This is a genomic window from Enterobacter sp. ECC-019 (assembly GCF_043974075.1).
GTDB lineage: Bacteria > Pseudomonadota > Gammaproteobacteria > Enterobacterales > Enterobacteriaceae > Enterobacter > Enterobacter asburiae_D.
Genome location: NZ_CP143759.1, coordinates 561,245 through 587,442, shown reverse-complemented (window position 1 = coordinate 587,442; position 26,198 = coordinate 561,245). Strand labels below are relative to the sequence as shown.

23 protein-coding genes, 1 tRNA gene and 1 rRNA gene are annotated in these 26,198 nt (G+C 54.3%); 10 read left to right on the top strand and 15 right to left on the bottom strand.

The window, feature by feature from the left end:
• Positions 1-9: 9 nt before the first annotated feature.
• The 11 genes from atpG to asnC form a co-directional block, all read right to left on the bottom strand.
• Complete coding sequence (gene atpG / locus V1566_RS02855) at positions 10-873, bottom strand: F0F1 ATP synthase subunit gamma (protein WP_008500191.1); 864 nt, start codon at positions 871-873, stop codon at positions 10-12.
• A gap of 51 nt (positions 874-924) precedes the next feature.
• On the bottom strand, positions 925-2,466 hold the full coding sequence (atpA, locus tag V1566_RS02850) for a F0F1 ATP synthase subunit alpha (protein WP_006808751.1): 1,542 nt from the start codon (positions 2,464-2,466) through the stop codon (positions 925-927).
• A 12-nt stretch (positions 2,467-2,478) separates the two neighbouring features.
• Entirely contained in the window at positions 2,479-3,012 is a 534-nt protein-coding gene (atpH, locus tag V1566_RS02845) for a F0F1 ATP synthase subunit delta (RefSeq protein ID WP_023309790.1), read from the bottom strand.
• 14 nt (positions 3,013-3,026) lie between these two features.
• Complete coding sequence (gene atpF, locus V1566_RS02840) at positions 3,027-3,497, bottom strand: F0F1 ATP synthase subunit B (RefSeq protein WP_014072436.1); 471 nt, start codon at positions 3,495-3,497, stop codon at positions 3,027-3,029.
• 48 nt (positions 3,498-3,545) lie between these two features.
• A complete protein-coding gene (atpE, locus tag V1566_RS02835; RefSeq protein WP_000429386.1) occupies positions 3,546-3,785 on the bottom strand; it encodes a F0F1 ATP synthase subunit C in 240 nt (79 codons plus the stop codon).
• A gap of 49 nt (positions 3,786-3,834) precedes the next feature.
• Positions 3,835-4,650 (bottom strand): F0F1 ATP synthase subunit A, encoded by an 816-nt coding sequence (gene atpB, locus V1566_RS02830; RefSeq protein WP_023309789.1) that lies wholly within the window; start codon positions 4,648-4,650, stop codon positions 3,835-3,837.
• Between the two features lie 8 nt (positions 4,651-4,658).
• Positions 4,659-5,039: a F0F1 ATP synthase subunit I gene (gene atpI, locus V1566_RS02825; protein WP_023333920.1), complete on the bottom strand. Its 381-nt coding sequence runs from the start codon at positions 5,037-5,039 to the stop codon at positions 4,659-4,661.
• A 616-nt stretch (positions 5,040-5,655) separates the two neighbouring features.
• A complete protein-coding gene (rsmG, locus tag V1566_RS02820) occupies positions 5,656-6,279 on the bottom strand; it encodes a 16S rRNA (guanine(527)-N(7))-methyltransferase RsmG (protein ID WP_115876778.1) in 624 nt (207 codons plus the stop codon).
• A gap of 107 nt (positions 6,280-6,386) precedes the next feature.
• Positions 6,387-8,276: a tRNA uridine-5-carboxymethylaminomethyl(34) synthesis enzyme MnmG gene (mnmG, locus tag V1566_RS02815; protein WP_023333918.1), complete on the bottom strand. Its 1,890-nt coding sequence runs from the start codon at positions 8,274-8,276 to the stop codon at positions 6,387-6,389.
• A gap of 374 nt (positions 8,277-8,650) precedes the next feature.
• Positions 8,651-9,100 carry an FMN-binding protein MioC gene (mioC, locus tag V1566_RS02810; protein WP_063145557.1) on the bottom strand — a complete coding sequence of 150 codons (450 nt, stop codon included), beginning with the start codon at positions 9,098-9,100 and terminating at the stop codon, positions 8,651-8,653.
• 90 nt (positions 9,101-9,190) lie between these two features.
• Entirely contained in the window at positions 9,191-9,649 is a 459-nt protein-coding gene (asnC, locus tag V1566_RS02805) for a transcriptional regulator AsnC (RefSeq protein WP_024907891.1), read from the bottom strand.
• 151 nt (positions 9,650-9,800) lie between these two features.
• On the opposite strand from asnC, the gene asnA reads away from it, so the two are divergent.
• Positions 9,801-10,793: an aspartate--ammonia ligase gene (asnA, locus tag V1566_RS02800; RefSeq protein ID WP_395305000.1), complete on the top strand. Its 993-nt coding sequence runs from the start codon at positions 9,801-9,803 to the stop codon at positions 10,791-10,793.
• On the opposite strand, the gene viaA is transcribed toward asnA, so the two are convergent.
• Positions 10,794-12,245 (bottom strand): ATPase RavA stimulator ViaA, encoded by a 1,452-nt coding sequence (gene viaA / locus V1566_RS02795; protein WP_395304999.1) that lies wholly within the window; start codon positions 12,243-12,245, stop codon positions 10,794-10,796. It abuts the gene before it with no gap.
• Complete coding sequence (ravA, locus tag V1566_RS02790) at positions 12,239-13,735, bottom strand: ATPase RavA (RefSeq protein WP_395304998.1); 1,497 nt, start codon at positions 13,733-13,735, stop codon at positions 12,239-12,241. The genes viaA and ravA overlap by 7 nt, the downstream gene beginning before the upstream one ends.
• 222 nt (positions 13,736-13,957) lie before the next feature.
• Here ravA and kup point away from each other — a divergent pair, with 222 nt between their 5' ends.
• The 7 genes from kup to rbsR all read left to right on the top strand — a co-directional run bounded on the left by kup (position 13,958) and on the right by rbsR (position 21,875).
• On the top strand, positions 13,958-15,826 hold the full coding sequence (gene kup / locus V1566_RS02785; RefSeq protein ID WP_395304997.1) for a low affinity potassium transporter Kup: 1,869 nt from the start codon (positions 13,958-13,960) through the stop codon (positions 15,824-15,826).
• 196 nt (positions 15,827-16,022) lie between these two features.
• Positions 16,023-16,442 carry a D-ribose pyranase gene (rbsD, locus tag V1566_RS02780; protein WP_023615934.1) on the top strand — a complete coding sequence of 140 codons (420 nt, stop codon included), beginning with the start codon at positions 16,023-16,025 and terminating at the stop codon, positions 16,440-16,442.
• Between the two features lie 7 nt (positions 16,443-16,449).
• The gene (gene rbsA / locus V1566_RS02775; RefSeq protein ID WP_168980087.1) at positions 16,450-17,955 is read left to right on the top strand and encodes a ribose ABC transporter ATP-binding protein RbsA; all 1,506 of its coding nucleotides are present in this window, start codon (positions 16,450-16,452) and stop codon (positions 17,953-17,955) included.
• Positions 17,956-17,959: 4 nt separating this feature from the next.
• Positions 17,960-18,925 carry a ribose ABC transporter permease gene (gene rbsC / locus V1566_RS02770; protein ID WP_006808742.1) on the top strand — a complete coding sequence of 322 codons (966 nt, stop codon included), beginning with the start codon at positions 17,960-17,962 and terminating at the stop codon, positions 18,923-18,925.
• 27 nt (positions 18,926-18,952) lie between these two features.
• On the top strand, positions 18,953-19,843 hold the full coding sequence (gene rbsB, locus V1566_RS02765) for a ribose ABC transporter substrate-binding protein RbsB (protein WP_395304996.1): 891 nt from the start codon (positions 18,953-18,955) through the stop codon (positions 19,841-19,843).
• A gap of 106 nt (positions 19,844-19,949) precedes the next feature.
• On the top strand, positions 19,950-20,879 hold the full coding sequence (gene rbsK / locus V1566_RS02760) for a ribokinase (protein ID WP_395305948.1): 930 nt from the start codon (positions 19,950-19,952) through the stop codon (positions 20,877-20,879).
• 3 nt (positions 20,880-20,882) lie between these two features.
• Entirely contained in the window at positions 20,883-21,875 is a 993-nt protein-coding gene (gene rbsR, locus V1566_RS02755) for a ribose operon transcriptional repressor RbsR (RefSeq protein WP_395304995.1), read from the top strand.
• Here rbsR and mdtD read toward each other — a convergent pair.
• The gene (mdtD, locus tag V1566_RS02750) at positions 21,841-23,274 is read right to left on the bottom strand and encodes a multidrug transporter subunit MdtD (RefSeq protein ID WP_121423341.1); all 1,434 of its coding nucleotides are present in this window, start codon (positions 23,272-23,274) and stop codon (positions 21,841-21,843) included. The genes rbsR and mdtD overlap by 35 nt on opposite strands.
• Complete coding sequence (locus V1566_RS02745) at positions 23,271-23,978, bottom strand: FadR/GntR family transcriptional regulator (RefSeq protein WP_395304994.1); 708 nt, start codon at positions 23,976-23,978, stop codon at positions 23,271-23,273. The genes mdtD and V1566_RS02745 overlap by 4 nt, the downstream gene beginning before the upstream one ends.
• A gap of 477 nt (positions 23,979-24,455) precedes the next feature.
• Here V1566_RS02745 and V1566_RS02740 point away from each other — a divergent pair.
• Positions 24,456-25,995, top strand: a 16S ribosomal RNA gene (locus tag V1566_RS02740).
• 85 nt (positions 25,996-26,080) lie between these two features.
• A tRNA-Glu gene (locus V1566_RS02735) sits at positions 26,081-26,156 on the top strand.
• Positions 26,157-26,198: the final 42 nt, after the last annotated feature.

The window sequence follows — 26,198 nt, the reverse complement described above, 5'->3', positions numbered from 1 at the left end:
TAAACCTGGTTAAACCGCGGCGGCCCCCGAGACGATCTCGGTGAGTTCCTGAGTAATGCTGGCCTGACGAGCTTTGTTGTAAACCAACTGCAGCTCTTTAATCAGGCTGCCGCCATTATCGGTCGCGGCTTTCATCGCCACCATTCGTGCGGCCTGCTCGCTGGCCAGGTTTTCTACAACGCCCTGATAAACCTGAGATTCAACGTAACGACGCAGCAGGGTATCCAGCAGCGGTTTCGGATCGGGTTCATACAGGTAATCCCAGGCTTTTTGCTTCAGCTCGTCATCTTCTGATGCCGGTAACGGCAGCATCTGAGTGAGCGTTGGAACCTGAGACATGGTGTTAATGAATTTGTTGCTGACAACGTACAGTCTGTCCAGACGGCCTTCATCATAGGCCTGCAACATCACTTTAACCGGGCCGATCAGTTCGGACAGGGACGGGTTATCACCCATACCGGTCACCTGAGCGACAATGTTGCCACCAACGGAGTTAAAGAAAGAGACGCCTTTAGAGCCGATCATTGCGATATCGCACTGAACGCCTTTTTCAGACCATGCTTTCATATCCGCCAGCAGTTTTTTGAACAGGTTAATGTTCAAGCCGCCACACAGACCACGGTCGGTCGACACCACCAGGTAGCCCACGCGCTTAACATCGCGTTCTTCCAGGTAAGGGTGCTTATATTCCAGATTACCGTTTGCAAGGTGACCAATCACTTTGCGCATGGTTTCTGCATAAGGACGGCTGGCCGCCATGCGATCCTGCGATTTACGCATTTTGGAAGCGGCGACCATCTCCATCGCTTTAGTGATCTTTTGCGTGTTCTGGACGCTTGCGATCTTACTACGTATCTCTTTTGCGCCGGCCATGAGCTTCTCCTCAATGCCAGGCGGCTTGTCCTGAGACAAGCCGCCGGACGATTACCAGGATTGGGTTGCTTTGAAGGAATCGAGGATAGCTTTCAGCTTGCCTTCGATTTCGTCGTTATAGCCACCGGTCTGGTTGATCTCTTGCATCAGCGGAGCGTGATCACGGTCGACGTAAGCCAGCAGAGCGGCTTCGAAGCTACCGATTTTCGCCAGTTCCACATCTTCGAGGTAACCGCGTTCAGCCGCGAACAGTACCAGGCCCTGCTGAGCAACAGACATTGGTGCGTACTGTTTCTGCTTCAGCAGCTCGGTCACTTTCTGACCGTGGCTCAGCTGTTTACGGGTTGCTTCGTCCAGATCGGATGCGAACTGAGAGAACGCAGCCAGTTCACGATACTGTGCCAGCGCGGTACGGATACCACCGGACAGTTTCTTGATGATCTTGGTCTGAGCAGCACCACCAACACGGGATACGGAGATACCCGGGTTAACCGCCGGACGAATACCGGAGTTAAACAGGTTGGTTTCCAGGAAGATCTGACCATCGGTAATGGAGATTACGTTGGTCGGAACGAACGCAGAAACGTCACCCGCCTGGGTTTCAATGATCGGCAGAGCGGTCAGAGAGCCCGTTTTACCCTTCACTTCACCTTTGGTGAAGTTCTCGACGTATTCCGCGTTAACGCGGGAAGCACGCTCCAGCAGACGAGAGTGGAGGTAGAATACGTCGCCAGGGAACGCTTCACGTCCAGGTGGACGACGGAGCAGCAGGGAAACCTGACGATAAGCAACAGCCTGTTTAGACAGGTCATCGTATACGATCAGCGCATCTTCACCGCGGTCACGGAAGTATTCGCCCATTGCGCAACCGGCGTATGGCGCCAGGTATTGCAGTGCAGCGGATTCAGAAGCAGTGGCTACCACAACGATGGTGTTAGACAGTGCGCCGTGCTCTTCCAGTTTACGAACCACGTTAGAAATGGTGGACGCTTTCTGGCCGATGGCCACGTACACACATTTGATACCGGAGTCACGCTGGTTGATGATGGCGTCGATAGCCATTGCGGTTTTACCGGTCTGACGGTCACCGATGATCAGTTCACGCTGACCACGACCGATTGGGATCATGGCATCAACGGACTTATAACCTGTCTGAACAGGCTGATCTACGGACTGACGGTCGATAACGCCTGGTGCGATAACTTCAATTGGGGAGAAGCCATCGTGCTCAACCGGACCTTTACCGTCGATTGGCGCACCCAGGGTGTTAACAACGCGACCCAGCAGGCCACGGCCAACCGGCACTTCCAGAATACGGCCAGTACACTTAACCTTCATGCCTTCGGCGAGGTCAGCGTATGGACCCATCACAACTGCACCTACGGAGTCGCGCTCCAGGTTCAGTGCGATAGCGTAACGGTTACCCGGCAGGGAAATCATCTCACCCTGCATACAATCGGCCAGGCCGTGGATGCGGATAACACCGTCACTTACAGAAACAATAGTACCTTCGTTGTGAGCTTCACTCACAACACTGAACTGAGCAATGCGCTGCTTGATCAGTTCGCTGATTTCGGTGGAATTCAGTTGCATGCTCCAGTCCCCTTAAGACTGCAAGACGTCTGCAAGGCGTTCAAGACGGCCGCGTACGCTGCCATCAATGACCATATCACCCGAACGGATGATTACGCCTGCCATTACAGACTTATCGATTTTGCAATTCAGCTTAACTTTGCGTGACAGACGTTTTTCCATCGCGGCGGTGATTTTCGCAAGCTGTTCGTTACTCAGTTCAGTCGCAGAAGTCACTTCAACTTCAGCGGTTGCTTCACTAAGGGCACGTAAGTGCTCAAACTGCTCGAGAACATCCGGGAGCACACGGAGACGACCATTTTCTGCCATCACCTTAATCAGGTTCTGGCCGTTGGCATCCAGTTGCTCTCCGCACACGGCGATAAACGACGCGGCGAGAGTTTCAGGTGCTAACGCACCGGAAAGCAACTCAGCCATTTGTTCGTTTTTCGTCACCTCAGCGGCAAACGCCAGCATATCCTGCCAGCGATCGACATTTTGGTGTTCGACAGCAAAGTCAAAAGCTGCTTTGGCGTAGGGGCGAGCTACCGTAACAAATTCAGACATCAGCCCCTCCCTCCTTACAGTTCAGCGACAAGTTTGTCCACGATGTCGCTGTTAGCAGCTTCATCCACGGAACGTTCGATGATCTTCTCGGCGCCAGCAACAGCCAGAATCGCAACCTGCTTACGCAGTTCTTCACGAGCACGTTTACGCTCAGCATCAATTTCTGCCTGAGCCTGTGTCACGATCTTAGTACGTTCCTGTTCTGCTTCAGCTTTGGCTTCGTCCAGGATCTGCGAACGGCGTTTGTTAGCCTGTTCGATGATTACCTGAGCTTCCGCTTTCGCTTTTTTCAGCTGGTCTGTCGCGTTGGCCTGTGCAAGGTCCAAATCTTTCTTAGCGCGTTCTGCAGAAGCCAGACCGTCAGCAATTTCTTTCTGACGTTTTTCGATGGCAGCCATTAAAGGCGGCCATACATACTTCATACAGAACCAGACAAAGAGAATAAACGCGATGGCCTGGCCGAGGATTGTTGCGTTCATGTTCACAGCACAATACCTCTTTAATTTCTGTGGCTTAGGGTTTTAAAACTACTACTACGCGACAGCAAACATCACGTACAGACCCAGACCTACAGCGATCATTGGGATAGCATCCACCAGACCCATAACGATAAAGAACTGAGTACGCAGCAGAGGAATCAGATCAGGTTGACGCGCTGCGCCTTCCAGGAATTTGCCCCCGAGGATGCCGATACCGATCGCAGCACCGATAGCCGCCAGACCCATCATCACAGCGGCAGCCATGTACAGCAGATCCATATTCAGGTTTTCCATGACAGTCTCCAGTTTGTTTCAATTAAAACGTAGTAGTGTTGGTAAAAAATCAGTGCTCTTCAGACGCCATCGACAGATAGACGATCGTCAGAACCATGAAGATAAAGGCTTGCAGCGTAATGATCAGGATGTGGAAAATGGCCCATGGCACATTCAGAATCCACTGTGACCACCACGGCAGAAGACCCGCGATCAGAATGAAAATCAGCTCACCCGCATACATGTTGCCGAACAGTCGCAGACCCAGTGAAACAGGTTTGGACAGCAGGCTAACGCCTTCCAGGATCAGGTTGACCGGAATAAACGCCCAGTGGTTGAACGGCTGCAAGGTAAGCTCTTTCACAAAGCCGCTTACGCCTTTCATTTTGATGCTGTAGAAAAGAATCAGGATAAATACGCCCAGCGCCATCGACAGGGTGATGTTCACGTCCGCAGACGGTACAACACGCAGCGCAGGCAGGCCGAAGATGTGCTCGCCGATAAACGGCAGCAGATCGATTGGCAGCAGGTCCATCAGGTTCATCAGGAAGACCCAAACGAACACGGTCAGGGCCAGCGGAGCAATCAGCTTGCTCTTACCATGGTACATGTCTTTGACGCTGCCATGGACGAAGCCGATGATCATTTCGATGAATGTCTGGAATTTCCCTGGTACACCGCTGGTCGCTCGTTTAGCAACACCGCGGAACATGGCCAGGAACAGAAGACCCAAAACCACCGAGAAGAACATGGAGTCGATGTTGATCGTCCAGAAGGTGGCCGGGGGGTTATGTGGATCCACCAGCGAGAATGTACGCAGGTCCAACTGAAGGTTATTCAGATGGTGACCTATGTAATCCTGCGGCGTCATATTTTCTGAAGCCATGATGCCTTTTACCCTTTGTTATTGATTACAGCTGGAGCCAGAACTTGTACCACCAGCACCAAAACCCACGTTGCTATCAGCGGCATGAAGACCACTTTCAAAACCGCCAGCGCCATCACCAGTAGAGCAAAGGTCAGCAACACCTTACACACTTCGCCGAGGGCGAAGGACCAGGCCACGCGGCCTTTGGCGGGTGTATGCGCCTGATGACGCCAGGCAAAAATCATAAACAACACGTTTGGCAGCACAACCGCCAAACCCCCGCACACGGCGGAGATGCCCCAGAAGGGGTCTTTGAGGCTAAACAGCAGTCCACTTGCTATCACAGCCAGAAACTGAACGAACAGAAGCTTACGAGCAACGTTTCTACTCAAGAGCGACACAGACATCACGTTTTTACTCCTGCTCCCTTCGAGGTATGCCGCGTGTCGTATAAAACGTCCTTTAAGGCTCAGAGTCAAGCATCAAAAAGCGGTCAAATTATACGGTGCGCACCCGTGATTTCAAACATTAAGTAGCGAAAAGGTGAATAAATGTTTAATTATTTTTCCCCACCGCTATTTTTTAACTTTCGCTGAAAGCGTCAACCTTCGACCAAAACTGCAAACAGCGCGAAAACGTTGACGATAAAGCGTGCACGAGATCACAAAACACACATTTGCGATAAGGTTGTATTTATCAAAGGCGCAAATCGCATAAATTTATCTTTATGAAATTAAAAGCAAAACGTCGTAACTATTTTCAAAACAGCCCAGTACACAATAAAAACCTTTTATTGACATTCTTAATAAATAATTAACATTGCGTTCTGGTTACTGCCTTCCACTTTTAGCAGACTTATATTTTCACAGATGACTATCTTCTCGGTAAATAACAGGCGTTACGTTAACCGGAAGAAAACCCTTAGTAAAAAAGAGGTTAAAAGCTCATCGGTAAATCCCCGGTAGTTGTGCTGTTTTTTAACATGCTAAGAACAGCACAAATTCCACATTTTTTATTAATTTTTTAAAAATTGTTTGGCTTAATTATCACCAGATGACGTTCCCCATCGAGCTGAGGAATGTTTAATTTCTCGATGGATTCAACAGCAAATCCATCCGGAAGCTGTTCAATCTCATCGCCAGGCAACTGCCCTTTCAGCGCATAGAAGCGGCCATTCTCTGCTGGCAAGTGCTTACACCAGCTCACCATGTCATTGAGTGAAGCAAACGCGCGGCTGATAACACCATCAAACGGCGGCTCTGCCGGGAACGCCTCTACCCTGCTCTGCACGGGCGTGATGTTCTCAAGCTTCAGCTCATGCTGTACCTGACGTAAAAAGCGCACGCGCTTGCCCAGGCTATCCAGCAGCGTGAAGTGGCTCTCAGGGCGAACAATCGACAACGGAATGCCCGGTAAACCAGGGCCCGTACCCACGTCAATAAAACGCTCACCTTTCAGGTACGGTGCAACCACGATGCTATCGAGAATATGGCGTACCAGCATCTCGTTGGGGTCACGTACTGAGGTCAGGTTGTACGCTTTGTTCCATTTGTTCAGCATATCGACATAGGCCACCAGCTGATTTTTCTGGTGATCGGTGAGCGAAATACCTGCCTGATCCAGCAGACGAGAGAGTTTGTTGAGCACGGTGGGTACCTGTTTAGAGATTTTTCGCCCGGTGGCGCTGCCGCTTACCGGGCCTACGAATAAGTAGCGCGGGTCAGCGAAGCGCCACCCGCCAAAAACAATGTCAATTACGCGCTGCGGCGCAGCATACCTTGCTTTTTCAGCCAAACCAGCAGGATCGAAATGGCCGCAGGGGTAACGCCCGAGATACGGGACGCCTGGCCGATCGACACCGGTTTGTGATCGTTCAGCTTGGCAATCACTTCGTTGGAAAGGCCCGTCACCTGGCGGTAGTCCAGCATTTCCGGCAGCAGCGTGTTTTCGTTACGCTGCTGTTTTTCGATCTCATCCTGCTGACGCGCGATGTAACCTTCGTACTTAACCTGGATCTCAACCTGCTCTGCCGCTTCAGCGTCTTCTAGTCCCGGCGCGAACGCGGTCAGTTTGACCAGGTTCTCGTAGGTGACTTCAGGACGGCGCAGCAGATCTTCCCCGCTGGCTTCGCGCGACAGCGGAGCTGTTAAGTGAGCGTTTACTTCGGCGGCGGTTTCCGCCTGCGGATTCACCCAGGTGGTTTTCAGGCGCTGACGTTCCTGTTCAATGCGTTCCAGCTTCTCGTTAAAGCGCGCCCAGCGTTCGTCATCGACCAGACCCAGCTCGCGGCCCATTTCGGTCAGACGCAGGTCGGCGTTATCTTCGCGCAGCATCAGGCGATATTCCGCGCGAGAGGTAAACATACGGTACGGTTCTTTGGTACCCAGCGTGCAGAGATCGTCAACCAGCACGCCCAGATACGCCTGAGAACGGCCTGGCGCCCAGCCCTCTTTCTCAGCGGAGAAGCGCGCGGCATTCAGACCGGCAAGCAGACCCTGTGCAGCCGCTTCTTCGTAGCCGGTGGTGCCGTTAATCTGACCCGCGAAGAACAGACCGTGGATGAATTTGCTTTCCAGGGTTGGCTTCAGGTCACGCGGATCGAAGAAATCGTACTCAATAGCGTAGCCAGGGCGAACGATTTTCGCATTCTCCATCCCCTGCATTGAGCGAACAATTTGCATCTGCACATCGAACGGCAGGCTGGTGGAGATGCCGTTCGGGTAAATTTCGTTTGAGGTCAGCCCTTCCGGCTCCAGGAAGATCTGGTGCTGGTTACGATCGGCGAAGCGCATCACTTTGTCTTCGATCGACGGACAGTAGCGTGGGCCGATCCCTTCGATCACGCCGGCATACATGGGGCTGCGATCGAGGTTGTTGCGGATCACGTCATGGGTTTTCTCGTTGGTATGCGTGATGTAGCACGGTACCTGCTGCGGATGTTGTGCCGCATTGCCCATGAACGAGAAGACCGGCATGGGGTTATCACCGTGCTGTTGCGCCAGCACGCTGAAATCAATTGTGCGCGCATCAATACGCGGAGGCGTACCGGTTTTCAGACGGCTGACGCGCAGCGGCAGTTCACGCAGACGACGAGACAGGGGAATAGACGGCGGATCGCCGGCACGGCCACCGCTGTAGTTATCCAGACCGATATGAATTTTACCGTCCAGGAATGTGCCCACGGTCAGCACCACGGCTTTCGCGCGGAATTTGAGGCCCATCTGGGTCACGGCACCCACGACGCGATCGTTCTCAACGATAAGATCTTCTACAGCTTGCTGGAAGATCATCAGGTTCGGCTGGTTCTCCAGCGCGGTGCGCACAGCCTGACGGTAAAGCACGCGGTCTGCCTGGGCACGGGTCGCACGCACAGCGGGACCTTTACTCGCGTTTAGTATCCTAAACTGGATGCCAGCCTGATCGATCGCTTTCGCCATCAGTCCGCCAAGTGCATCCACTTCTTTTACCAGGTGTCCTTTCCCAATGCCGCCAATCGCCGGATTACAGGACATTTGTCCCAGCGTGTCGATATTGTGTGTCAAAAGCAGGGTCTGCTGACCCATACGCGCTGCGGCCATTGCGGCCTCAGTGCCTGCATGACCCCCGCCAATGATGATGACGTCAAAAGGATCCTGATAAAACATGGTGGTCTGCCTCGCGTAAAGCGGTATGAAAATGGATTGAAGCCCGGGCCGTGGATTCTACTCAACTTTAGTCTTTCGAGAAAGCATTGGGATCCTGGGCTATTAAAAAGAAGATCTTTTTATTTAGAGATCTGTTCTATTGTGATCTCTTATTAGGATCGCGAACATGTGTGGATAAGTCCGATCTCATAAAGAAGATCATGCAGTTAGAAAGGATCGTTTGCTGTGAATGATCGGTGATCCTGGACAGTATAAGCTGGGATCAGATCGCCACTTTATACACAGGTCAAAAACCACACTACAGTTGTTCTTTGGATAACTACGGGTTAATACGAGCTTTTAACCAGAGTTATCCACATCTGTTCGCACGATCTTTAATCGTTTTTGAGTAAATTTTTCCATTCCGCGAGCCAGATCTCGGCTGGATCCTCCGGAATGTCATGATCGAGGATGTTGATCTTGAGCGTTTCACCCAGCTGTTTTGCTCCGCAGGAGGTTACAGCGGCTTCAACTTTCTCTATTGCCCCGCAAAAGGTGTCATATTCACGACTGCCGATCCCCACCGCGCCAAAACGGACGTTTGACAGGTCGGGCTGCTGTTCCAGCAGTTCGTCATATAAAGGTTGCAGGTTATCCGGCAGATCGCCCGCGCCGTGCGTGGAGGTAATCAGCAGCCAGACCCCGTCAGCCGGGAGATCTTCAAGCAACGGGCCGTGCAGGGTTTCCGTAGAAAAGCCCGCATCTTCCAACTTTTCAGCCAGGTGTTCCGCTACGTATTCCGCACCACCAAGGGTGCTGCCGCTGATAAGGGTAATGTCCGCCATTGATCGCTCGCCCAGATAAAGAGACGGTCATTGTACGCTGTGAACGAGCTGGGATCTACCTGTGGAAAATGTGGGAATGGATTTGCCCGATCACGGGCGGATGGTACGCATGATCGGGTTTTGCAGGGAGATCAGCGTCTCGGTGGATTGAATTTCATCGATTGTTTGGATCTTGTTGATAAGTACCTGCTGGAGGGCGTCGATGGATCGGCACATTACCTTTATAAAGATGCTGTAGTGACCGGTGGTGTAATACGCCTCGGTGACCTCATCCAGTGCGTTCAGCCTCGCCAGGGCGGAAGGATAGTCTTTGGCGCTTTTTAGAATGATGCCGATGAAGCAGCAGACGTCGTAACCCAGATGTTTAGGACTGACGTCAATGCGTGCACCGGTAATGATCCCCGCCTGTTTCATCTTCTCTACGCGAACGTGAATGGTCCCCGGGCTGACGCCAAACTGTTTCGCCAGTTCGGCGTAGGCGGTACGGGCGTTGGCCATTAATGCCTCCAGGATGCCGCGGTCGAGATTGTCGATCTGATAATTTTCCATAGCTTTTTCTTATGAAGATTAATGAATCACTCTATTCTAGCGTTTAATTTTATCGAATCAAAAGTGAAGGTGGCTTTTTGTTGATGAGTTATTGAATGTGATGCTATTTCTGTTGCTTAATCAATATCAACAGGACGCAGGAGTATAAATAATGAAAACCGCTTACATCGCAAAACAACGCCAGATCAGTTTCGTTAAATCCCATTTTTCCCGTCAGCTGGAAGATAAGCTTGGGCTAATTGAAGTCCAGGCGCCGATTCTGAGCCGCGTGGGTGACGGGACCCAGGATAACCTGTCTGGATGCGAAAAAGCGGTACAGGTGAAAGTGAAAACACTGCCAGATGCCCAGTTCGAAGTGGTTCATTCCCTGGCGAAGTGGAAGCGTCAAACTCTGGGGCAACACGACTTCAGCGCGGGCGAAGGGCTCTACACGCACATGAAAGCCCTTCGCCCCGATGAAGACCGCCTCACCCCAATTCACTCTGTCTATGTTGACCAGTGGGACTGGGAGCGCGTGATGGGTGACGGCGAGCGCCACGTCGGTACGCTGAAATCTACCGTTGAAGCGATCTACGCCGGGATCAAAGCCACCGAAGCGGCAGTGAGCAAAGAGTTTGGTCTGGCACCGTTCCTGCCGGATACGATCCACTTTGTTCACAGTCAGGAATTGCTGAGCCGCTTCCCGGAACTGGATGCCAAAGGCCGCGAGCGTGCGATTGCCAAAGAGCTGGGCGCGGTATTTCTGATTGGGATCGGCGGCAAGCTGTCTGATGGCAAACGCCACGACGTTCGCGCGCCGGATTATGATGACTGGAGCACTGCGGGTGAGGGAGAATTTGCCGGACTGAACGGCGATATTCTGGTGTGGAACCCGGTTCTGGAAGATGCATTCGAGCTTTCTTCTATGGGGATCCGCGTGGATGCTGACGCGCTTAAGCGTCAGCTGGCGGTCACCGGTGATGAAGATCGTCTCAAACTCGAGTGGCACCAGGCGCTGCTGCGCGGTGAAATGCCTCAGACGATCGGCGGCGGTATCGGCCAGTCCCGTCTGACCATGCTGCTGCTTCAGTTGCCACATATCGGTCAGGTTCAGTGTGGCGTCTGGCCGCAGCAGGTATGTGAAAGCGTCGGCTCTCTTCTGTAATTAACGCCGCCAGCGTCTGAGCAGGCGGCTACGCAACCCGGTATCAAAGCGCCAGATATGATCGAAGATGCGCATGATACCGGGCTTTCCATGGGCAGACATCGCCACCGCATGAAAACGGTGCTGATGCACCCGCTGTAACTCCTTCACCTTATTCACCACGTCATCCGGCAGCCGCTGGGCAATAAAATCGGAAATCACCACCGCGTCGGCGTCGTACCAGTCGCCGCCCTGCATACGCTCCACAATGCTGCGAAAACAGCTGGCCAGATCCGTGCCGCCGCGAAAACGCTGGCTCAAAAAGCGGATCGCCTGCTCGATCCCCTGCTGGTTCGTCAGCTCATAACCCACAACCTCGCTGGAGAACAACATGATGAAGCAGCGACGGCGATCGGCGAGCGCCACGCGCATCAGTGCCAGACAGAACGCCTTCGCACACTGCTCGTTAAACCCGCCCATCGATCCGGACGTATCCACGCAAACAATGAATGGCCCACGGGGCTGTTCATCAAAATCCTGATGGACCACCGGCCGTTGGCTTACCTTCTCGCGCCAGGCTTCGCCGTGCAGCCGATACGTGAGGAGCTGCTTTTCCACCAGCCGACGATAGAACTCATACTCCAGCTCGGTCATCCCCAGCGTGCTCAGTTCCGTGGGCAGCAGGCGTAAAATGTCATCGCTCTGCTGGAGTCCGTCGACCTGCTCCGGTACGGTGGCCGGTTCGCGCACCAGGGTGCGGAAGGTTTCCATCGGGGCATCTTTCTTTGGGACGGATTTTGCCTCCCTTGAGCGGCCCAGCTGTTCTGCAAGCTTCATCAGCTCGGGCTGCTGCGTTAGAAAGTCACCGTACTTCACGATCAGCTGGTAGTCACCGCGCTTCAGCTGACCGGCGCTCATGTCCCACAGACGTCCGGCGGCGTTTTCATTTTCTACCAGCACCTCTTCAAGCTGGCCGCTCAGCGTCATACGCTCCTGAACTTCGCTGAGCAGCTGTTCACGCTCTTCATCCAGCAGCTGCTGGTTCAGCGTTGTGGCCTGAACCACCAGGCTGAGGCGCCAGCGCTGTAGGAAGAGGGTATGCAGCGCCGGGGTTAAAGTGGCGTTATCCGTGACCAGCGCCCGGGCCTGGCTGGCAAACGGAGAGTGGACTTTATCAAGCAGCGTAAGGGTTTGCGGTAGCTGGACGATAAACTGCGGTGTCGACAGCCGTTGGCACTGCTGGTAGCTGGTGACCTCCTCCGTCAATTCAGGCGGGACTTCCGTCTCTTTAAACCGCTGGCGAAGGTTATCGCGCCAGCGTGGGAGATCGTCGGTCATCGCTTTTTTGAGCTTCGGAAATTTTTCGAAGAAGGCCGCCAGCTGCGGCGATGCCAGGAGGGTAATGACCACTTCTTCGATCAACCCTTCTTCGCTGACGGCCAGCATGACGTTAAGCGTATCCAGCGTTAGCATTGACGCGCCTGTTTGATCTGCGCACTGACGTCCTGCAGGCTGGCTTCGATGCGACCTAACCAGTCGCTATGAATAAAGAGGCATTTTTGCTGCTCGCTGAAGCGGGTGTGCTGCTGGTGCCATTCGGTATCCAGCGCTTCCAGTTGCTGCTTGATCTCTTCCGGCACGCTATCGGAAGCGGTGCCCGGCAGCGCCAGACGCGATCCCTGCAGGCTGACGTCGCGGATCACCAGATGCTGGCTGCTATCCACTTCCATCGTCAGCGGCTGGGCAAAACCAATGCCGTTGAGCTTGCCACGGATCTCACCGCCCTTATCCAGCCACTGCGCCAGCGCCTCGCGCTCAATCGTAATGTGTACCACCTGCATGTCATGTAGTTTAAGCGGCTGCTGGAGCAGCAGCGTGAGCGTTGCGCCGGTCAGATCCGCGGGAAGCTCGTAGTGCGGTTTGCGGGCGAACATGCCCCCCAGGCGACTTACTTTCAGCGCGGTTTTATCGCTTTGCTGCTGCTGTAGCTGAATGCGCCGCTGGGTAATCGCCCCCAACTGGTTGAGCATCGCCTGCTGCCCCCAGGCGTGCCCGGTCATCAAAACGTCAAGCTGCTGCTGCATCAGGTTCATGCCTTCTGCATCGTGCCAAAGGCAGTCTTTCAGCAGGATCAGGTCGATTGGCGCGACGGCATCACGACCGCTGAACAGGGCGCTGGCCTGGAGCAGACGAATCGCTTTCTTCCAGCGACGGTCTGAGACATACGGGGCGGAAGGCAATAAATCAAGCTGCTGGCGCAGCATGAAGATCAGTTCAAAAACGGCGTCGGGCAGTTTAATTTTGCCGATCTCGTCCTGCCACTGATGGTACTCCTCGTCCGTCACCTGCAGTGACGGCGCCACCGGGTTTTCACTTTCATCCTGCTGGCTTATCAGCAGGGAGCGGAAATTTGATTTATCCTGGACTTTGTCCAGCCACAGGCGGATCAGCATACGGTCATACAGTGCTTCCAGACTGCTGTCGGCTTCAGGCAGTTCGTTAGAGGCGGCTACCAGCAGGCGCATCGGGATTTTCTCTTCACTGGCGCCGTTACGGAACCGACGTTCGTTTATCGCCGTGAGCAGGGTGTTCAGAATGGCCGGTCCCGCTTTCCAGATCTCATCAAGAAAAACAATCTCAGCCTCCGGAAGATACCCTTCTGTCAGACGCTGATAGCGCCCCTCATCTTTCAATGCCTGAATAGAAAGCGGGCCAAAAACTTCTTCTGGGGTGGAAAACCGGGTCATGAGATATTCGAAGGCGCGGGCGTTCTGAAAAGCAAATTTTAGCCGGCGGGCGATCAGGCTTTTGGCAATGCCCGGTGGGCCCAGCAAAAACACGCTTTCACCGCTCAGCGCCGCCAGTAAACAGAGGCGAATGGCGTGGCTACGCTCGAAAAGGCCTTTCTCCAGCGCGCTGCTGAGGCGGGAAATTCTTTCTGCTAATAAATGTGAGTGAGCCATAATAGTTTTGCATCCTTTCGCCGTCGTGGCGGCCAATTGAAGCGAGTATAGACGTTTCAGTCAGGGCTGGTAATAGACTGAAGTGCGGCGCAATTTTCTTTGCGCTACATTAATGCGGTTGCATTTAGGGGTACGATTTTGCAATGAATCGTGCATACTGTGCGCTTTTTGTGGGCCAAGGGACCAGGAACACATTTGTTATTTAAACGAAAAGACTAGTCTATGAGCACTGATAATAAGCAATCATTACCCGCAATAACGCTTGCGGCGATCGGGGTTGTCTACGGTGATATCGGCACCAGCCCGCTTTATACGCTTCGTGAATGTCTGTCCGGCCAGTTTGGCTTTGGTGTTGAACGCGATGCCGTGTTTGGCTTCCTGTCCCTTATTTTCTGGCTGCTGATCCTGGTGGTGTCCGTTAAATATCTCTCCTTCGTTATGCGTGCTGATAACGCAGGTGAAGGTGGGATCCTGACCCTGATGTCCCTTGCCGGGCGCAATACCTCGGCCAGAATGACCTCAGTGCTGGTCATTATCGGCCTGATTGGCGGCAGTTTCTTCTACGGGGAAGTGGTGATAACGCCGGCTATCTCGGTGCTGTCTGCGATAGAGGGGCTGGAGATTATCGCTCCGCAGCTTGATTCATGGGTGGTTCCGCTGGCCATTATTGTCCTGACGCTGCTGTTCATGATCCAGAAGCACGGTACAGGGCTGGTGGGTAAATTGTTTGCACCAATTATGCTGGCCTGGTTCCTGATCCTGGCGGCGCTTGGTTTGCGGAGCATTATCGCGAACCCGGAAGTGCTGCAGGCGCTGAACCCTTACTGGGCCGTGCATTTCTTCCTCGAATACAAAGTGGTTTCCTTCGTGGCGCTGGGGGCTGTCGTGCTCTCCATCACCGGAGTGGAAGCGCTGTATGCTGACATGGGCCACTTCGGGAAACTGCCTATCCGCGTGGCATGGTTTATTGTGGTGCTCCCGTCGCTGGTGCTGAATTACTTCGGTCAGGGTGCGCTGCTGCTTAAAAACCCGGAAGCGATCAAGAACCCGTTCTTCCTGCTGGCGCCTGACTGGGCGCTGGTACCGATGCTGATCCTGGCGACGCTGGCGACCGTCATTGCTTCTCAGGCGGTGATTTCCGGCGTGTTTTCTCTGACGCGTCAGGCCGTGCGTCTGGGGTATCTGTCACCGATGCGCATCATCCATACCTCAGAGATGGAGTCGGGTCAGATCTACATCCCGTTCATTAACTGGCTGCTCTATTTCGCTGTTGTCATTGTTATCGTCAGCTTCGAGCACTCCAGCAACCTGGCGGCGGCGTACGGTATTGCCGTAACCGGTACGATGGTGCTGACATCGCTGCTCTCCACCACGGTGGCGTACCGAAACTGGCACTGGAATAAATTCCTCGTGACGATGATTCTGGTGGGCTTCCTGTGCATCGACGTGCCGCTGTTCTCTGCGAACCTCGACAAAATTGTCTCCGGTGGCTGGCTGCCGCTGACGCTGGGTCTGGTGATGTTCATTGTCATGACCACCTGGAAAAGCGAGCGCTTCCGCCTGCTGCGCCGCATGCACGAGCACGGGAACTCTCTGGAGGCAATGATCGCTTCTCTGGAGAAATCCCCGCCGGTTCGTGTGCCGGGGACCGCGGTATATATGTCTCGCGCGCTGAATGTCATTCCGTTCGCGCTAATGCATAACCTCAAGCACAACAAAGTGCTGCACGAGCGCGTGATCCTGCTGACGCTGCGCACCGAAGATGCGCCGTATGTCCACAACGTGCGTCGCGTGCAGATTGAGCAGCTGTCGCCAACCTTCTGGCGCGTGGTAGCAAGCTACGGCTGGCGCGAAACGCCAAACGTGGAAGAGGTGTTCCACCGCTGCGGTCTGGAAGGGTTGAGCTGCCGGATGATGGAGACGTCGTTCTTTATGTCGCACGAGTCGCTGATCATCGGCAAGCGACCGTGGTATCTGCGCCTGCGCGGCAAGCTGTACCTCATCCTGCAGCGTAACGCCCTGCGCGCGCCTGACCAGTTTGAGATCCCGCCTAACCGCGTGATTGAGCTGGGTACGCAGGTCGAGATCTAATCCCTCCTGAAATGCCGGGTGGCGCTTCGCTTACCCGGCCTACCAAACCCCTCGCCAACCCACAATAATTGTCTCTACATTTCACTTAGCGAAACGTTTCGACGTCGATCACAAATCTGTTACGTCATGGTGGTTTTCTGAACACTCTTGAGACTAAACTGATTTCAGCGAAACGTTTCGCTAGTGGAGCAAGAAAATGAAGAAAGGCACGGTACTCAACTCAGAAATCTCATCGGTTATTTCCCGTCTTGGGCATACCGATACGCTGGTGGTTTGCGATGCAGGCTTACCGGTTCCGCGCAGTACAACCCGTATCGATATGGCGTTAACGCAGGGTGTTCCTTCGTTTATGCAGGTACTGGAAGTCGTGACTGCGGAGATGCAGGTTGAGGCAGCCATTCTCGCGGCGGAAATCAAACAACATAATCCGCAACTCCACGAAACGTTGCTCAGCCATCTTGAGCAACTGCAACAACACCAGGGAAACACCATAGAAATTCGTTACACAACGCACGAGCAGTTCAAACAACAAACCGCAGACAGTCAGGCGGTGATTCGCAGCGGGGAGTGTTCCCCGTATGCGAATATTATTCTCTGTGCTGGCGTCACATTCTGAGGCCATCATGGACGCATTACTGCAACTCAAAGGGATCGATAAATCGTTCCCGGGCGTAAAAGCCCTCTCCGGCGCGGCGCTGAACGTCTACCCCGGGCGCGTGATGGCGCTGGTGGGCGAAAACGGTGCCGGCAAATCCACCATGATGAAAGTGCTGACCGGTATCTACCAACGCGATGCCGGCTCACTCGTCTGGCTGGGCAAAGAGACTACCTTCAACGGCCCTAAATCTTCTCAGGAAGCGGGCATCGGCATTATTCACCAGGAGCTTAACCTGATCCCGCAGCTTACCATTGCGGAAAACATCTTCCTCGGCCGCGAGTTTGTTAACCGGTTCGGCAAAATCGACTGGAAAACCATGTATGCCGAAGCGGACAAGCTGCTGGCGAAGCTGAACCTGCGCTTTAAGAGCGACCGCCTGGTGGGCGATCTCTCGATTGGCGATCAGCAGATGGTGGAAATCGCCAAAGTGCTGAGCTTTGAGTCGAAGGTCATCATTATGGATGAACCGACCGACGCCCTGACCGATACCGAAACCGAATCCCTGTTCCGCGTGATCCGCGAGCTGAAGTCGCAGGGGCGCGGGATTGTCTATATCTCTCACCGTATGAAAGAGATCTTCGAAATCTGCGATGACGTCACCGTCTTCCGCGACGGGCAGTTTATTGCCGAGCGAGAAGTGGCGACGCTGACCGAAGATACGCTTATCGAAATGATGGTGGGACGTAAGCTCGAAGATCAGTATCCGCATCTGGATAAAGCGCCGGGTGAGATCCGCCTGAAGGTGGACAACCTCTGCGGTCCGGGTGTGAACGACGTGACCTTTACCCTGCGCCAGGGCGAGATCCTGGGCGTGGCGGGCCTGATGGGTGCCGGACGTACCGAGCTGATGAAAGTGTTGTACGGCGCACTGCCGCGCACCAGTGGTTATGTCACCCTCGATGGTCATGAAGTGGTCACCCGCTCTCCGCAGGATGGCCTGGCGAACGGCATCGTCTATATCTCCGAAGACCGCAAGCGCGACGGCCTGGTGCTGGGGATGTCGGTAAAAGAGAACATGTCCCTGACCGCGCTGCGCTATTTCAGCCGTAGCGGCGGTAGCCTGAAGCATAAAGATGAGCAGCAGGCGGTCAGCGATTTTATCCGCCTCTTTAACGTTAAAACCCCGTCGATGGAGCAGGCGATTGGCCTGTTGTCCGGCGGGAATCAGCAGAAAGTGGCGATTGCGCGTGGGCTGATGACGCGCCCGAAAGTGCTGATCCTCGATGAGCCGACCCGCGGCGTGGACGTGGGCGCGAAGAAAGAGATCTATCAGCTGATTAACCAGTTTAAGGCCGACGGTCTGAGCATCATTCTGGTCTCTTCCGAGATGCCAGAAGTATTAGGCATGAGCGATCGCATTATCGTCATGCATGAAGGGCATCTCGGCGGTGAATTCACTCGCGAGCAGGCCACCCAGGAAGTTCTGATGGCTGCCGCTGTGGGCAAGCTTAATCGCGTGAATCAGGAGTAAGAAGATGACTACCCAGGCTGTTTCTGGTCGCCGCTATTTCACAAAGGCATGGCTGATGGAACAAAAATCGCTGATTGCCCTGTTGGTGCTGATCGCGATTGTGTCGACCATGAGCCCGAACTTTTTCACCGTTAATAACCTGTTCAATATTCTGCAGCAGACGTCTGTGAACGCCATTATGGCGGTCGGCATGACGCTGGTGATTTTGACCTCGGGTATCGATCTGTCCGTCGGTTCTCTGCTGGCGCTCACCGGCGCGATCGCCGCTTCGATTGTCGGCATTGAAGTCAACGCCCTGGTGGCCGTGGCCGCTGCCCTGGCGGCAGGCGCGGCGATTGGTGCCGTAACCGGCGTGATTGTGGCAAAAGGCCGCGTTCAGGCGTTCATCGCCACGCTGGTGATGATGCTGCTGCTGCGCGGTGTGACCATGGTGTACACCAACGGCAGCCCGGTTAATACCGGCTTTACCGATAACGCGGATCTGTTTGGCTGGTTCGGTATTGGTCGCCCGCTGGGTGTTCCGACCCCGGTCTGGATCATGGCTATTGTCTTCCTGGCGGCGTGGTACATGCTGCACCACACCCGTCTGGGTCGTTATATTTATGCGCTGGGCGGTAACGAAGCGGCAACGCGCCTGTCCGGTATCAGCGTTAATAAAGTCAAAATTATCGTTTACTCCCTGTGCGGTCTGCTGGCGTCACTGGCAGGCATCATCGAAGTGGCGCGCCTCTCCTCCGCGCAGCCGACGGCGGGTACGGGATATGAGCTGGATGCTATCGCGGCAGTGGTTCTGGGCGGTACGAGTCTTGCGGGCGGTAAAGGTCGCATTGTTGGGACATTGATCGGCGCACTGATTCTCGGTTTCCTGAATAATGGTTTGAATTTGTTAGGTGTTTCCTCCTATTACCAGATGATCGTTAAGGCAGTGGTGATTTTGCTGGCGGTACTGGTAGACAACAAAAAACAGTAACTGACGACACTACAGGACATCTTAGATATGAACATGAAAAAACTGGCTACCCTGGTTTCCGCTGTCGCGCTGAGCGCAACCGTAAGTGCTAACGCCATGGCGAAAGACACCATCGCGCTGGTTGTCTCTACCCTAAACAACCCGTTCTTCGTCTCCCTGAAGGACGGTGCGCAGAAAGAAGCGGACAAGCTGGGCTACAACCTGGTGGTTCTGGATTCACAGAACAACCCGGCGAAAGAGCTGGCTAACGTTCAGGACTTAACCGTTCGTGGCACCAAAATTCTGCTGATCAACCCAACCGATTCCGATGCCGTAGGTAATGCCGTGAAGATGGCAAACCAGGCGAAGATCCCGGTAATCACCCTGGACCGTCAGGCGTCTAAAGGTGAAGTGGTCAGCCACATTGCCTCTGATAACGTGCTGGGCGGCAAAATCGCGGGTGATTACATCGCGAAAAAAGCCGGCGAAGGCGCGAAGGTTATCGAACTGCAGGGGATTGCCGGGACTTCCGCAGCCCGCGAGCGTGGTGAAGGCTTCCAGCAGGCAGTGGCTGCGCACAAATTCAGCGTTCTGGCCAGCCAGCCGGCAGACTTCGACCGTACTAAAGGCCTGAACGTCATGCAGAACCTGCTGACCGCGCACCCTGACGTGCAGGCGGTATTTGCGCAGAACGACGAAATGGCGCTGGGCGCGCTGCGTGCCCTGCAGACCGCAGGTAAATCTGATGTGATGGTTGTCGGATTTGACGGCACGCCGGATGGTGAAAAAGCAGTAAACGATGGCAAACTGGCTGCGACCATCGCTCAGCTGCCTGAGCAGATTGGCGCCACTGGCGTTGAAACTGCCGACAAAGTGCTGAAGGGCGAAAAAGTTCAGGCCAAATACCCGGTTGACCTGAAGCTGGTCATCAAGCAGTAAAAGGCGAATCAGGCAGTCGCTGGCTGCCTGAGGGACACCAATAAAGAAAAGTGTGGCATACGCCACCGGGTAACACCGGTGGCGCTCTCAGATGGACAACCCAACCATGAAAACCGCAGGCAACCTCGTCGTCCTTGGCAGTATCAATGCCGATCACATTCTTAACCTTGAATCATTCCCTACACCGGGCGAAACCGTCACGGGTAACCAGTATCAGGTGGCCTTCGGCGGTAAAGGTGCCAACCAGGCCGTCGCCGCCGGTCGCAGCGGGGCAAACATTGCATTTATCGCCTGCACGGGTAATGACGATACCGGTGAGCGCGTACGCAAGCAACTGGCGAGCGACAACATTGATATCGCACCGGTCAGCGTTGTTGCGGGGGAATCTACCGGCGTGGCGCTGATTTTCGTCAACGCTGAAGGTGAGAATGTCATCGGTATTCATGCGGGTGCTAACGCTGCGCTGACGACGGAGCGCGTGGAAGCGCAACGTGCCATCATCGCCGGAGCGGAAGCCCTGCTCATGCAACTGGAGTCACCGGTTGTAAGCGTGCTGGCCGCTGCCAGGATTGCGCATGAAAATCATACCACTGTCGTACTTAACCCGGCCCCAGCCCGTGTATTATCAGACGAGCTGCTGGCGCTGGTGGACATCATTACGCCGAACGAAACCGAAGCCGAAAAGCTGACGGGCATTCGCGTTGAAAATGATGACGATGCCGCGCGAGCCGCGCGTGCGCTGCACGATAAGGGTATCGGTACTGTGATTATCACCCTTGGTAGCCGTGGGGTGTGGGCAAGCGTCAATGGCGAAGGCCGTCGCGTGCCGGGCTTTAAGGTCAAAGCGATTGATACCATCGCAGCGGGAGATACCTTCAACGGTGCACTGGTGACCGCGCTGCTGGAAGGCAAGAGAATGGATGACGCTATCCGCTTCGCACACGCTGCTGCTGCGATTGCGGTGACGCGCAAGGGCGCCCAGCCTTCCGTTCCGTGGCGTAAAGAGATCGATGAATTCTTAAGTCAGCAGGGGTAACGCTTGGCCACAATGAAAGATGTCGCCCGCATGGCGGGCGTTTCTACCTCGACGGTCTCTCACGTTATAAACAACGATCGCTTCGTCAGCGAGGCGATTCGGGAGAAAGTTGAAGCTGCGGTAAAAGATCTCAACTATGCGCCGTCTGCGCTGGCGCGCAGCCTTAAGCTCAACCAGACGCGCACCATCGGTATGCTGATCACCGCCAGTACCAACCCCTTTTATTCAGAACTGGTTCGCGGCGTGGAGCGCAGCTGCTTCGAGCGTGGCTACAGCCTGGTGCTGTGCAATACCGAGGGCGACGAGCAGCGCATGAATCGTAACCTGGAAACGCTGATGCAAAAACGCGTCGACGGGCTATTGCTGCTCTGTACCGAAACGCACCAGCCCTCGAAAGAGATCATCCAGCGTTATCCCTCGATTCCCACAGTGATGATGGACTGGGCGCCGTTCGACGGAACCAGCGATCTCATTCAGGATAACTCCCTGCTGGGCGGTGACATGGCGACTCAGCATCTGATTGATAAAGGCCACACTCGCATTGCCTGTATTACGGGGCCGCTGGATAAAACTCCGGCGCGTTTGCGTCTGGAAGGGTATCTCTCTGCCATGGAACGTGCGGGGCTTGCCATTCCTGATGGCTATCGGATCACCGGTGATTTTGAGTTCAGCGGCGGTTTCGAGGCGATGCAGAAACTGCTGGCGCAAAATCCGCGCCCGCAGGCGGTATTTGTCGGTAACGACGCGATGGCGTTTGGTGCCTATCAGGCGTTGTATCAGGCGGGACTACGCGTGCCGGACGATATGGCGGTGATTGGCTACGACGATATCGAACTGGCCAGCTACATGACGCCGCCGCTGACCACGATCCATCAGCCAAAAGATGAACTGGGCGAGCTGGCCATCGATGTGTTGATCCACCGTATGGCGCAGCCCACGCTGCAGCAGCAACGCCTGCAGCTTACTCCTGTTCTGATTGAACGCGGTTCGGTTTAGCTTTCTCTTTGTGACGCTCTTTAATCAGGTTTCGGCCGTCTTTCGGTTTTAACAGCATAAAGACCAGCGCCGATACCACGGTAAGTGCACCCATGGTGATAAAGGTATAGTGGAACTGCTCAACGGTATTTGCGCTGTCAAAACCTTCATAAAACCTCAGCACCGCTGCACTCACGGCAACCCCTAAACTGATCGACAGCTGTTGCGTTACCGCCAGCACGCTGTTGCCGCTGCTGGCGTTCTCGTCAGTCAGATCGGCGAGGGTGATGGTGTTCATCGACGTGAACTGCGTCGACATCGCCATGCCCAGCACAAACAGCGGCAGGATCAGCATCCAGACGGGTAACGCGGCGGATTGCAGCGAGAACTGCGCAATCATCAAACCGATAAAGACCGTCACGCCAACCAGCGTCTTGCGATAGCCAAACCAGCGCAGCACCTGCGTTACGGTTGATTTTGCCAGGATCGAACCCATCGCCGTGGGCGCCATCATGCAGCCGGCAATCAGGGCCGGATAGCCGAAACCCACCTGCAGCATCAATGGCATCAGGAACGGTACGCAACCCGTCCCCAGACGAGACGCAATGTTGCCTGCAATCCCTACGGAAAATGTTCGGGTGTTAAAGAGCCCCAGGGAGATTAACGGTGTCGGGTGACGGCGCGCGTGACGTATATAAAGAAGGAATAACAGAATACCGCCGAGAATAACGGAGAGCGCCATCCACGTCGCAACGATCTTCTCGCCAAACAGCTCCATCCCGCTGGAGAATAACACCAGGCTCAGGCCAAACAGGAAAAAGCCGCCCATGTCGAAGCTGCGCCTTGGCGTGGTGAAGTTCGGCATATATTTACGGGCATACAGCAGCCCAGCAACGCCAATCGGAATATTAATCAGGAAGATCCAGTGCCAGCTTGCCCAGGTGACAAACACGCCACCGAGTACCGGGCCAAGAATCGGGCCGACCAGGCCCGGCATGGTGACGAAGTTGAGCACGGGAAGCAGTTCGCTCCTGGGGTAGGCTCGTAGCAAGGCAAGGCGCGCCACCGGCATCATCATCGCGCCGCCAATGCCCTGTAATACGCGGAAGATAACCAGCTCCGTTAAGGATGAGGAGAGCGCGCAGGCCAGCGAACCGAGCGTAAAGAGCGTGACGGCCAGCATGAAAACTTTGCGGGTGCCAAAGCGGTCGGCCAGCCAGCCGCTGACCGGAATTAACATTGCGACCGTCAGGGTGTAGCTGATGATGGCGGACTGCATCGCCAGCGGGGAGCGGTTAAGGCTTTGCGCAATAGCGGGAAGCGCTGTGTTGAGGATGGTGGCATCCAGTGCCTGCATAAAAAACGCCATGGCTGCAATCCACGGCAATCCCGCCATGCTGCGCGCTTTTTTCTTTGTCATTTATTTACCTGCTGGTGGGTTGGCGCAGTCAGCAATGCCTGACATGCGCTCAGGGCTCGCTGCCCGTCGCTTTCCTGAATGGCATCCACTATCGCCTGATGCAAATCCAGTTTTACCACTTCGTTTTGTGTAATAGAGGTAAAGTAGGTGTGATACACCGAATGAAATAAAGAGGCAAAAGAGGTGAGGAACGGATTGGCGCTCATCATATAGATGTGTTCATGCCAGGCCATATCGACCTCAACCCAGCGTTCGCGGTTGAAGTGCTTTTTCAGGAACACCATTTCTTCCATCAGCGCGTTAAGCTGCGCTTTCTGCTCTGCTGTTCCTAGCGTGGCAGCAAGCAGGCATGCCTGAGGTTCAAGGCTGCTGCGCATCACCAGAAAGTGATCGACGACCTGATGAAAGTTATCTTCCGTCATCCACCAGGAGAGCAGCTCCTGATCGAGAAAATTCCAGTTACTCTGTGGCATCACGCGTGTGCCAATTCGAGGACGTGGAAGTACCATACCTTTTGCCGTCAGGGTTTTCACCGCTTCGCGCACGGCGGTTCGACTCACCCCAAACTGCTCACCCAGCTCCATTTCACCCGGCAGGATGCTACCCGGGGCATATTTACCCGCTAAAATCCGCTGAGCCAGCTTTTCTGCCAGCACGTACGACAGGTTTTTTTGGGCGGCCAGCTGTTGTGCGCTTAATGGCATCGCTTTTATTCCTTAAAGATTCATGCTGATAATTATGCCACCTCGAATGTGATTGTGGTTGCAGATACATCAAATAGAACAATTTGTAGCTTGATTTCACCTCTATTGGTGAAAAAAAACGCGGATGGAAACTTTTTTTAAATTTCCTCTTGTCACGTCGGAATAACTCCCTATAATGCGCCTCCACTGACACGGAACAACGGCTTACAGGCCGCCGGGTTAGCGGGGTTCAGAGATGAACGCCAGCAGAGAAAAGCGAAAATAAACGCTTGACTCTGAAGCGGGAAAGCGTAATATGCACACCCCGCGCCGCTGCGAAAAGCGAAGCGGCACTGCTCTTTAACAATTTATCAGACAATCTGTGTGGGCACTCAAAGTGACATGGATTCTTAACGTCGCAAGACGAAAAATGAATACCAAGTCTCTGAGTGAACATACGTAATTCATTACGAAGTTTAATTCACGAGCATCAAACTTAAATTGAAGAGTTTGATCATGGCTCAGATTGAACGCTGGCGGCAGGCCTAACACATGCAAGTCGAGCGGTAGCACAGAGAGCTTGCTCTCGGGTGACGAGCGGCGGACGGGTGAGTAATGTCTGGGAAACTGCCTGATGGAGGGGGATAACTACTGGAAACGGTAGCTAATACCGCATAACGTCGCAAGACCAAAGAGGGGGACCTTCGGGCCTCTTGCCATCAGATGTGCCCAGATGGGATTAGCTAGTAGGTGGGGTAACGGCTCACCTAGGCGACGATCCCTAGCTGGTCTGAGAGGATGACCAGCCACACTGGAACTGAGACACGGTCCAGACTCCTACGGGAGGCAGCAGTGGGGAATATTGCACAATGGGCGCAAGCCTGATGCAGCCATGCCGCGTGTATGAAGAAGGCCTTCGGGTTGTAAAGTACTTTCAGCGGGGAGGAAGGCGATAAGGTTAATAACCTTGTCGATTGACGTTACCCGCAGAAGAAGCACCGGCTAACTCCGTGCCAGCAGCCGCGGTAATACGGAGGGTGCAAGCGTTAATCGGAATTACTGGGCGTAAAGCGCACGCAGGCGGTCTGTCAAGTCGGATGTGAAATCCCCGGGCTCAACCTGGGAACTGCATTCGAAACTGGCAGGCTAGAGTCTTGTAGAGGGGGGTAGAATTCCAGGTGTAGCGGTGAAATGCGTAGAGATCTGGAGGAATACCGGTGGCGAAGGCGGCCCCCTGGACAAAGACTGACGCTCAGGTGCGAAAGCGTGGGGAGCAAACAGGATTAGATACCCTGGTAGTCCACGCCGTAAACGATGTCGACTTGGAGGTTGTGCCCTTGAGGCGTGGCTTCCGGAGCTAACGCGTTAAGTCGACCGCCTGGGGAGTACGGCCGCAAGGTTAAAACTCAAATGAATTGACGGGGGCCCGCACAAGCGGTGGAGCATGTGGTTTAATTCGATGCAACGCGAAGAACCTTACCTACTCTTGACATCCAGAGAACTTAGCAGAGATGCTTTGGTGCCTTCGGGAACTCTGAGACAGGTGCTGCATGGCTGTCGTCAGCTCGTGTTGTGAAATGTTGGGTTAAGTCCCGCAACGAGCGCAACCCTTATCCTTTGTTGCCAGCGGTTAGGCCGGGAACTCAAAGGAGACTGCCAGTGATAAACTGGAGGAAGGTGGGGATGACGTCAAGTCATCATGGCCCTTACGAGTAGGGCTACACACGTGCTACAATGGCGCATACAAAGAGAAGCGACCTCGCGAGAGCAAGCGGACCTCATAAAGTGCGTCGTAGTCCGGATTGGAGTCTGCAACTCGACTCCATGAAGTCGGAATCGCTAGTAATCGTAGATCAGAATGCTACGGTGAATACGTTCCCGGGCCTTGTACACACCGCCCGTCACACCATGGGAGTGGGTTGCAAAAGAAGTAGGTAGCTTAACCTTCGGGAGGGCGCTTACCACTTTGTGATTCATGACTGGGGTGAAGTCGTAACAAGGTAACCGTAGGGGAACCTGCGGTTGGATCACCTCCTTACCTTAAAGAACCTGCCTTTGTAGTGCTCACACAGATTGTCTGATGAAAAGTAAATAGCAAGGCGTCTTGCGATTGAGACTTCAGTGTCCCCTTCGTCTAGAGGCCCAGGACACCGCCCTTTCACGGCGGTAACAGGGGTTCGAATCCCCTAGGGGACGCCACTTGCTGGTTCGTGAGTGAAAGTCACCTGCCTTAATATCTCA

Excerpts from the sequence above, each read along its gene's own strand:
- atpG (WP_008500191.1), bottom strand. The coding sequence starts at position 873 with ATGGCCGGCGCAAAAGAGATACGTAGTAAGATCGCAAGCGTCCAGAAC.
- atpA (WP_006808751.1), bottom strand. The coding sequence starts at position 2,466 with ATGCAACTGAATTCCACCGAAATCAGCGAACTGATCAAGCAGCGCATT.
- atpH (WP_023309790.1), bottom strand. The coding sequence starts at position 3,012 with ATGTCTGAATTTGTTACGGTAGCTCGCCCCTACGCCAAAGCAGCTTTT.
- atpE (WP_000429386.1), bottom strand. The coding sequence starts at position 3,785 with ATGGAAAACCTGAATATGGATCTGCTGTACATGGCTGCCGCTGTGATG.
- atpB (WP_023309789.1), bottom strand. The coding sequence starts at position 4,650 with ATGGCTTCAGAAAATATGACGCCGCAGGATTACATAGGTCACCATCTG.
- atpI (WP_023333920.1), bottom strand. The coding sequence starts at position 5,039 with ATGTCTGTGTCGCTCTTGAGTAGAAACGTTGCTCGTAAGCTTCTGTTC.
- mnmG (WP_023333918.1), bottom strand. The coding sequence starts at position 8,276 with ATGTTTTATCAGGATCCTTTTGACGTCATCATCATTGGCGGGGGTCAT.
- mioC (WP_063145557.1), bottom strand. The coding sequence starts at position 9,100 with ATGGCGGACATTACCCTTATCAGCGGCAGCACCCTTGGTGGTGCGGAA.
- asnC (WP_024907891.1), bottom strand. The coding sequence starts at position 9,649 with ATGGAAAATTATCAGATCGACAATCTCGACCGCGGCATCCTGGAGGCA.
- asnA (WP_395305000.1), top strand. The coding sequence starts at position 9,801 with ATGAAAACCGCTTACATCGCAAAACAACGCCAGATCAGTTTCGTTAAA.
- viaA (WP_395304999.1), bottom strand. The coding sequence starts at position 12,245 with ATGCTAACGCTGGATACGCTTAACGTCATGCTGGCCGTCAGCGAAGAA.
- ravA (WP_395304998.1), bottom strand. The coding sequence starts at position 13,735 with ATGGCTCACTCACATTTATTAGCAGAAAGAATTTCCCGCCTCAGCAGC.
- kup (WP_395304997.1), top strand. The coding sequence starts at position 13,958 with ATGAGCACTGATAATAAGCAATCATTACCCGCAATAACGCTTGCGGCG.
- rbsD (WP_023615934.1), top strand. The coding sequence starts at position 16,023 with ATGAAGAAAGGCACGGTACTCAACTCAGAAATCTCATCGGTTATTTCC.
- rbsA (WP_168980087.1), top strand. The coding sequence starts at position 16,450 with ATGGACGCATTACTGCAACTCAAAGGGATCGATAAATCGTTCCCGGGC.
- rbsC (WP_006808742.1), top strand. The coding sequence starts at position 17,960 with ATGACTACCCAGGCTGTTTCTGGTCGCCGCTATTTCACAAAGGCATGG.
- rbsB (WP_395304996.1), top strand. The coding sequence starts at position 18,953 with ATGAACATGAAAAAACTGGCTACCCTGGTTTCCGCTGTCGCGCTGAGC.
- rbsK (WP_395305948.1), top strand. The coding sequence starts at position 19,950 with ATGAAAACCGCAGGCAACCTCGTCGTCCTTGGCAGTATCAATGCCGAT.
- mdtD (WP_121423341.1), bottom strand. The coding sequence starts at position 23,274 with ATGACAAAGAAAAAAGCGCGCAGCATGGCGGGATTGCCGTGGATTGCA.
- V1566_RS02745 (WP_395304994.1), bottom strand. The coding sequence starts at position 23,978 with ATGCCATTAAGCGCACAACAGCTGGCCGCCCAAAAAAACCTGTCGTAC.